This window comes from Bacteroides sp. (assembly GCF_019417265.1).
Classification (GTDB): domain Bacteria; phylum Bacteroidota; class Bacteroidia; order Bacteroidales; family Bacteroidaceae; genus Phocaeicola.
Map to the genome: position 1 here is coordinate 7,128 of NZ_DXVR01000069.1, position 8,533 is coordinate 15,660.

Below are 8,533 nucleotides of genomic sequence, written 5' to 3' on the forward strand. Positions count from 1 at the left end.
CAAAAAACAGGAGTGATTTCCCTTATGTCAACATATACAATGATAATATTGAGAACAATTATACGGGAACATTTCTGAGGAGTGAATCACGCGCCAAGGCAATAGAACATATCAAGTCCCTGTGTGCCGATGTCAGGAAGAGTATTTTAGTCTATGATAATTATTTCTGCAGCAAAGAAAGCAATGTCGATATTCTTATCAGTTTGTTTCCTAACCGCAAGCTTGAGATTAAATATCAGATAAAGACCTTTTCCGAGAAGCAGATAAACAAAATCAAGGCTGCCCGTCCGAATTGGGAATTGACAGACTGTAATTTCCCTGAAAACCATGACAGATATCTGATTATAGACGATAAGGTAGAAATAATCCTTACAAGCGGATTCTACTATCTCAATGAATTGAACAAAGAGATATCCTATATTGTCAGACTGATAGACAGTCACCGGTTTTAAATAACAACCGACACTCAGCAAAGCTAACTAATACACAAAAACGTGGCACATTTAAGATTAAGTGCCACGTTTTTTTGTATCTGAGGGGGAAAAGATATAAATTTGCGGATATTTATTTCCTCGTATGGCATATTTTCTCTAATTTTGCAACGGATTAAGGGTTTTCCTGTTGCAGAACACTATTACTATTACTATTTTATAGGGGAATGAAACTGTGACAGGGAACCGCGAAGCGTGCCCGAACGTTTAGCTCTAAAGCTAAAAACAACAAACTAAAAAACAAAAAAACTCAAAATAATGCTACATTTTAGGAAAATCTTCCTGGGCTGTATTCTTATGGCAGCCATGATGGGCGGCACATCCTGCTCATCCTACAAGAGCGCACTCTACATGCAAGAGTCCGAAGTGTTCAACGAGACCTCAAAATCCCGGCTTTACGATTTCCGTATCATGCCTAAGGATGAGCTTACCATCCTTGTCAGCACATCCGACCCTGAGGCTTCCGCACCTTTCTATCGCAAGATAGGACAGACCAAAGGTCAGACATTCAATAACCAGGTAGGAATGAACGATGCCAAACTTCTTGTCTATTTAGTTGACAACAACGGATTCATCGACTTCCCTATCCTCGGAATGCTGAAGGTAGACGGCATGACCACCCGTCAGTGTGAGGAGCTTATCCGTACCCGTCTTAAAGACTATCTTAACGAAGAGCCTAACGTCACTGTCCGTTCAAACAACTATAAGTTCAGTGTCCTTGGCGAAGTGGCACGTCCCGGAACATATACCACCGAGAACGAAAAGATGACAGTGTTCGAAGCCCTTGCCCTTGCAGGAGATATGACACTCTTCTCCGTGCGCGACGACGTACAGCTCATGCGCGAGGATGCCACAGGCAAACGTCAGATATGTACCCTCGACCTCACACGTGCCGACATAGCCAACTCGCCGTACTTCTATATCCAGCAGAACGACGTTATCTATGTCAAGCCTACCAAGGCCAAGGTACGCAGCAACACATTCAGCACCAACGCCTCAATGTGGATAACCCTCCTAAGCCTCGTGACATCAGTAACAACCCTTGTCATAGCGCTTACAAGATGATAATAGTTCTTAGTTGTTAGTTTTTAGATTAAATCCGAAAGCCACTAACAACTAATCTCTAACTACTAACAACTAATCTCTAACAACTAACAACATTGAATTCCATGAACCCAAATCAGAATAACTTCTTTGAAGAAGAAAACGAAAAGCCTATAGACTGGAAAGCCGTGATAATGGAATACCTTATCCACTGGCCATATATACTTATCTTCCTTGTACTGTGCATTGCCGGAGCATATGTGTATCTCCGCTACCAGTCACCCGTATATAATGTCAATGCCACAGTCCTTATCAAGCAGGGCGACAAGAACAAGAACCGTGGTGCCGCTTCTACCTTCGCCGCTATGGAAGACCTCGGTATGCTTTCCATGGCAAGTATATTCGACAATGAGGTGGAAGTCATCCAGTCGCGCACCCTTATCAAGAAAGTGGTGAATAATCTCAGTCTGAATATCAACTATACCGAGGAACGTACCTTTGGCTATCCTGTCACATTATATAAAAGCAGCCCCGTCAAGGTATGGATGGCTCCTGAGGAAGCCGACCGCCTTCATGGAGCAATGCAGCTGAGCGTCAGCCTTACACCGGACAGCACTTTCAGTGTCAAGGCAGCTTATTCTCTCAATGGCGAAAAGCAGGAAGAGACACGTACATTCGACCGCATGCCCGCCATTATGATTACTCCTGTAGGAACAGTAAGTTTCACTGCTCCTTCCGACTCTGTTCTCGCTAAGATAGATAAACCTCGCACCATCGATGTTACCATTGTCAACCCAACCGCAATGGCAGCAGGATGCAAGACACGTCTGAGTGCTGAGCCTACCAGCAAGACCACATCCATCATTGCTCTTAACTATTCCGATGTAAACGTGCGCCGCGGTGTCGACTTTATCAATACCCTCGTAGCACTCTATAACAGCGATGCCAACGACGATAAGAACGAAGTGGCAAGCCGCACAGCAGAGTTCATCAATGCCCGTATCGAAATTATCAATAAGGAACTTGGTACCACAGAAAAAGAACTTGCGGAATACAAGCAGAAAGCCGGACTTACCGATATAAGCAGCGATGCACAGTTGGCATTAAAAGGAAGCAGCGAGTATAACGCCCGCCGTGCTGAGAATGCTACACAGCTCCGCTTGGTGGAGTTCCTCCGTCAGTATATCGACAATCCGAAGAACCACTATGAGGTCATCCCTGCCAATGTAGGTATCACCGACCCTACCCTTACCACAGTCATCTCCCAGTACAACGAGATGCTTATCGAGCGCAAGCGCCTTCTCCGTACATCCAACGAGAAAAACCCTGCCGTGGTAAACCTCGATATCTCCCTTGCTGCCACACGCAACAGCGTATTGACAACAGTTGAGAGCGTACATAAGGGACTCCTTATCACCCGCAGCAACCTCGACATCGAGGCGGGCAAATACGAGACACGTATCAGCAACGCCCCTATCCAGGAAAAGGAACTTATCAGCATATCACGCCAGCAGGAAATCAAGGCCAACCTCTACCTTATGCTTCTTCAGAAACGTGAGGAGAATGCCATTACCCTTGCCTCGGTGGCAAATAACGGCCGCATTATCGAGGAACCCCTCTATGGCGGACAGATTGGACCTAATGCAAAGATGATTCTTTTGATAGCCTTCGTCTTGGGAATAGCTATCCCTGTAGGCTGTCTCTGGCTTATCCGTATGCTACGCTTCAAGATAGAAGGCCGTGCCGATGTCGAGAGAATTACCGATGTCACTATTGTTGGCGATGTTCCACAGACCGACAAACGCAGCGAAGGAGCTATCGTTATCCGCGAGAACCGCAACGACCTTATGGAAGAAGTTTTCCGAAGCGTCCGTACCAACGTACAGTATATGCTCCGCGAAGACCAGAAAGTCATCCTCGTTACTTCCACCACTCCGGAAGAAGGCAAGAGTTTCATAGCCGGCAATCTTGCCACATCCTTTGCCTTTATGGGTAAGAAGACAGTCATTGTAGGTATGGATATCCGTAAGCCGGGTTTGAATAAAGTCTTCAATATCTCCCACAAGGTAGAAGGAATCACAAGCTATCTTGCCTCTCCAAGCACAGTAGAGCTTATGTCCCTATGTCAGAAGAGCGATGTTTCCGACAATCTCTATATTCTTCCCGGCGGAACAGTCCCTCCTAACCCTACGGAACTTGTAGCCCACGATGCTTTCGACAAGGCTATTGAAACATTAAAGAAAAACTTTGATTATGTAATCCTCGATACCGCCCCTATTGGTATCGTTACCGATACCCAGCTCATTTCCCGTGTAGCCGACGTAAGCATCTATGTATGCCGTGCCGACTATACCCATAAGAGCGACTATGCCCTTATCAACGAGCTTAAGGCAGAAGGCAAGCTTCCAAACCTCTGTACCATAATCAATGGTATCAATATGGATAAGCGCCGCAACGGCTATTATTACGGCTATGGCAAATACGGTCATTATGGCAAGTATGGCTATGGCAAGAAGTACGGCTATGGTTATGGCTATGGTTACGGTAAGGATAAATAAAGAGTATTGTGGCGTATTGATATCTGTATCAAATGTAAAATTGGAAGTCTTCTGCCATGTTTTTATAAACCGTTAATGTTAGAACAAAAATATTTCCTTGTGTACATTTAAAATACTTACGACTTTTTGATTATTTTTGTAGGAACAATAATGAAGTAAATATATGACATACAATACAGAATTGCTAAAGGCCATTTGGAGGAAAGCACGTGTGATAGAAGGACTCGATCCGGATATGTTTCGCAAAGATGCCGGAGGAGCATTGATTATGTGGGATAAATTCGGGAAAATCAATCCTTACGGTTGGGAAATAGACCATATCTTTCCACGTTCATTGGGTGGAGACGATACACCGGTCAATCTGCGTGCCATGCACTACCAAAACAATAGAAGCAAGGCAGACGACTATCCCTCATACGTGGCTCTAATACGTTTTGACGGAAACAAAAACGTGGAAGACATGCGACCTTTAACGGTAAACGCCAAAATACGCAAACAACTGAAAGAAATTTATAAAAACGCATGAGTTTATGCTGAAATCAATTTATATAGAATCTTTATTCGGACTTTATACATATCAATTGGACATAATGCCTGACGGAAGCGAACCGATTCGCTTTATCACAGGTCCTAACGGGTATGGCAAAACAACAATTCTAAGAATATTGCATAGTATATATACATGTAATATTAAATCATTGGCCGATATAAGATTTACTTCATTACAATTGTCCTTCAGTGATGGATATATTATTAAAGTCACTCAAGAAATTCATACTGAAGAGGAAACCAATAGCGATGAAGATGTTTTACGAAATATCAATCTTAATATTTCATTATATAAAGGAACAGATGACAGCACCCCAACTGTCTTAAGTTGGAATAGTAATGAAGCCACGGACATAAGTACGCAGCTTTTGAATATTAAACTATATTTAGACTCTACCCCACTCTATTATCTTACAGACGGACGGTTGGTTGACAGCAATGGCGAGGCAGCTATCAATGATGATGCTGTAAAAATGAAAGAATTGCTCACGAATGCACACAACAGAATAAATGATGCGTTGTCGGCAAGAGTGTCTTCACAGAATGCTGATGTCTCCGAAGAAGAATATTATAGATTAAAAAACAAATTCGAAGACGATATAAACATACTTATCTGGAGTGGACTTTTAAAAGACAATCCTCTTATTGATTTTGATAAAAACAATATAGTATATTTCAGTGCCCTTTCGCAGTCGGTGAAAAAGTGCATGGAGATAGAACAACCACTGATATTAAAGTAAAGGAGCTTAAAGAACATTATATCGAAAGCCGATTTTGCAAACAAGCAATTAGAGGTGGACAAAACATACGGATTCCGCTTTAGGGCAAACAACGAGGAAAGAACCATCATATTTGGAAATATGCTTTCTTCGGGAGAACAACAGACATTGATTATGACAGTGGAGTTATTGTTTTTTGCACCGGACGAATCACTTGTCTTAATTGACGAACCGGAAATATCATATCATATGATGTGGCAAATGGATTTTCTGACTAATCTACGTGATATAACAAAATTGAGACAATTGCAATGTGTCGTATGTACACATTCTCCACAAATATTTTCATCCAACTGGGGAATGACTGTAGATTTATTCACACAAGCTTCCAAAAAACAAGAACAACCATGACTTGTGCCTTGCAAGATGCAATAATTCAACCCGACTATACCAAAGCTGTAATAAAAGCAGCGTTGTGTACCCCAAGAGGAATGCGCATGGTGTGGTGTGTGGTAGAAGACGAGTATGACCAAAATGTATTTATCCGATTCTTTAATCCTGACACTACAAAAATTCTTACATCACGCGACGAAGAAGGAAAGCGTGGATGCGAAAACGTGGAAAATATAGTATCGGAGATAGGTGACGAAAAACCGATGTGTCACATTTTCGGTATTCGTGATTGTGACTATACTAAATATGACAGTTCTTATCATTGTCCTAAAAATGTATTCCGTACAGACCGCAGGGATATAGAGATGATGATGATGGAAACGGAGCCGGTAAAAAAAGACCTTGATTCTTGGGATTTAAATTTTTCTCAAAAAATTGCCGAATGCGAAAATCCCGTAAGGTATCTTGGATATTTACGAATATATAATGATGTAAACAATATTGGATGCCGGTTTAATAAAAGAATCAGGATTCAGCTTGTGTGGAATCAGAACACCCATAGTATTGACAAGAATTGGGAAACAATACAGCGAGATAAGTTTATAGCAGGATGTGCAGCATTAACCCCACCGCGGAATGTTACAGAAACAGACATCAATGATTTTATCTCGCAAAAGCAATTGAAAGCAGAATCGCAATACAATATCTGCCGAGGTCACGACATGATTCAGTTGTTGCAAAACGCAATGATACAAACAAATGTCTATAATGAAACGACAATATCCAATCGTATAAGCCTGTCGTATTCTGTTGCCGATTTTAAAAATACAAGCCTCTGCAAAGATATAGAATCGTGGGCGCAAGGCGAGAATGTTACAGTAATGTAAACTTTATATATTTAGTAAAAAAGGCTTTTCGAAAACCTTCTTCCCATGACAATATGCAAATAATAATCGTTAAATTTAGATAAGATAGGATGCGGTTCAGCAAATTAAATCAAGCAAGCTTGTTTATCTGCGTTCACCTTTCACTATCTTTGTGGGCTCTTTCTTTTACGGGTGCCTGCTGGCACCCGTAAAAAAGGGGGTACCCTAAAATTGGAAGTTTACCATTGTTAGGTGGAGATTACGAGATTTATAAAAGAATAAGAAAGAAACGAAAATTGAATGTCCGATAATTTCAATAAAAACAGAATATTAAAGAATACACTCCTACTCTATGTCAGGATGCTGTTTACAATGTGGCTCAATCTTTATACCACAAGACTTGTATTGGCAAATTTGGGCGTAGAAGATATGGGTGTTTATGGAGTTGTAGGCAGTATTACAAGCCTTTTTACGGTCTTTGTTGGAGGTATAACCAATGCTATACAAAGGTTTATTACCTTTGAGCTTGGGAAAAAAGACGGTAATATACAAAATGTTTTCTCTACATCTCTCAATATATTGCTTATAGCTTCATTCATTCTTTTGATATTATTGGAATTTGGGGGTACATGGTTACTTCATAATAAAATCAATTTACCTGAAAATTCAGTTGATGCCGCATTCTGGGTGTATCAAATCTCGATATTGACATGTTTAATCAATCTTGTAAGTATACCGTATAATGCGCTTATAATAGCGTATGAGAAGATGAATGCTTTTGCGTCAATTTCGATAATACAGGTTATATTTACATGTATTTCTGCTTACAGCCTTTCCTTTTTCAATAACGATAAACTTTTGATTTATGCATTATTGATGGCGCTGATCAGTATAATTATTAGAATAATATATCAGGTATATTGTCACATTAAATTCAAGGAGGCAAAATATAAATTTCGTATAGATAAGAATCTTATAAAAGAAATTGGCAAATATGCAGGTGTTTCAACTGTATCTTCAGTATTGCAATTATTATCCAATCAGGGTATAACATTTATAATAAACTGGACATTTGGTGTAACTATAAATGCGGTATATAACATTTCATTGCAGCTAAAGAACTGCATTTTGTCTTTTTCCCTTAACTTATTAAAAGCTATTTCACCCCAGATAACAAAGACGTATGCAGGTGGAGAAATGGAAGCTCATAAGAAACTTGTGTATACTGGAAGCAAGATAGAGGTCTTTCTTATATACTTTATAATGATTCCATTTCTTTTCAAAACTGAATTTATAATGAAACTATGGTTGAGTGATATTCCTGATTATACAGTCTCTTTTGCACAAGCAACTGTATTTATCAGTCTTACCTATTCAGCCTTTGAACCCATAAGAGCTTCTGTTCTAGCAACTGGAAATATTGCTAAGTTTATGATAATACCGGACAGTTTCTATGTACTTGTATTACCATTAGGATTTATTATAGGCAGATTATCTGATAATCCTACAAACATGATAATTTCAATAGTAGTGATGGACATAATTACATGTATCATCAGGGTGTATATAGCATCAAAGGTAAGTATTATAAGGCTTCGTGAAATTGCCCAAAAGGTTATTTTACCATGTATATATGTCACCGTATTTTCATCAGTAGCATGTTATTTTCTTTCCATATATTTGGATGATACAATAACAGATTTGTTGATACTTCTTATAATAAATTCATTACTTCTTATAGGAATTATATATTGTTTCGGATTAGATGGTATGGAGAGACAATTTATTAAGCAAATAATATATAGAATGATAAAATGAATAATCGAGTAGAATTATATGATATCATAAAAGGTTTAGCTATCTTTTTAGTAGTATTAGGACATACAATTCAAGCATTCGTACCTGATAATAAA

At 39.7% G+C, this 8,533-nt stretch carries 7 protein-coding genes and 1 pseudogene; all 8 read left to right on the plus strand.

The annotated features are described in order from the left end of the window. Window positions 1-452: pseudogene (locus QZ379_RS08970) on the plus strand (hypothetical protein); the annotation flags it as partial. Window positions 453-749: 297 nt separating this feature from the next. Next, window positions 750-1,556, plus strand: coding sequence for a polysaccharide biosynthesis/export family protein (locus tag QZ379_RS08975; RefSeq protein WP_291563413.1), 807 nt, complete (start codon window positions 750-752; stop codon window positions 1,554-1,556). Window positions 1,557-1,660: 104 nt separating this feature from the next. Further along, window positions 1,661-4,093, plus strand: coding sequence for a tyrosine-protein kinase (locus QZ379_RS08980; RefSeq protein WP_291563414.1), 2,433 nt, complete (start codon window positions 1,661-1,663; stop codon window positions 4,091-4,093). A gap of 163 nt (window positions 4,094-4,256) precedes the next feature. Continuing rightward, the gene (locus QZ379_RS08985) at window positions 4,257-4,619 is read left to right on the plus strand and encodes an HNH endonuclease signature motif containing protein (RefSeq protein ID WP_291563417.1); all 363 of its coding nucleotides are present in this window, start codon (window positions 4,257-4,259) and stop codon (window positions 4,617-4,619) included. Between the two features lie 4 nt (window positions 4,620-4,623). Next, window positions 4,624-5,382, plus strand: coding sequence for a hypothetical protein (locus tag QZ379_RS08990; RefSeq protein WP_291563419.1), 759 nt, complete (start codon window positions 4,624-4,626; stop codon window positions 5,380-5,382). An 18-nt stretch (window positions 5,383-5,400) separates the two neighbouring features. Then, window positions 5,401-5,772 carry an AAA family ATPase gene (locus QZ379_RS12770; RefSeq protein ID WP_366933598.1) on the plus strand — a complete coding sequence of 124 codons (372 nt, stop codon included), beginning with the start codon at window positions 5,401-5,403 and terminating at the stop codon, window positions 5,770-5,772. Further along, on the plus strand, window positions 5,769-6,641 hold the full coding sequence (locus QZ379_RS08995) for a hypothetical protein (protein ID WP_291563422.1): 873 nt from the start codon (window positions 5,769-5,771) through the stop codon (window positions 6,639-6,641). The genes QZ379_RS12770 and QZ379_RS08995 overlap by 4 nt, the downstream gene beginning before the upstream one ends. Window positions 6,642-6,920: 279 nt before the next feature. Beyond that, a complete protein-coding gene (locus QZ379_RS09000; protein ID WP_291563425.1) occupies window positions 6,921-8,438 on the plus strand; it encodes an MATE family efflux transporter in 1,518 nt (505 codons plus the stop codon). Window positions 8,439-8,533: the final 95 nt, after the last annotated feature.

Excerpts from the sequence above, each read along its gene's own strand:
- QZ379_RS08985 (WP_291563417.1), top strand. The coding sequence starts at position 4,257 with ATGACATACAATACAGAATTGCTAAAGGCCATTTGGAGGAAAGCACGT.
- QZ379_RS09000 (WP_291563425.1), top strand. The coding sequence starts at position 6,921 with ATGTCCGATAATTTCAATAAAAACAGAATATTAAAGAATACACTCCTA.
- QZ379_RS08980 (WP_291563414.1), top strand. The coding sequence starts at position 1,661 with ATGAACCCAAATCAGAATAACTTCTTTGAAGAAGAAAACGAAAAGCCT.
- QZ379_RS08995 (WP_291563422.1), top strand. The coding sequence starts at position 5,769 with ATGACTTGTGCCTTGCAAGATGCAATAATTCAACCCGACTATACCAAA.
- QZ379_RS08975 (WP_291563413.1), top strand. The coding sequence starts at position 750 with ATGCTACATTTTAGGAAAATCTTCCTGGGCTGTATTCTTATGGCAGCC.
- QZ379_RS08990 (WP_291563419.1), top strand. The coding sequence starts at position 4,624 with ATGCTGAAATCAATTTATATAGAATCTTTATTCGGACTTTATACATAT.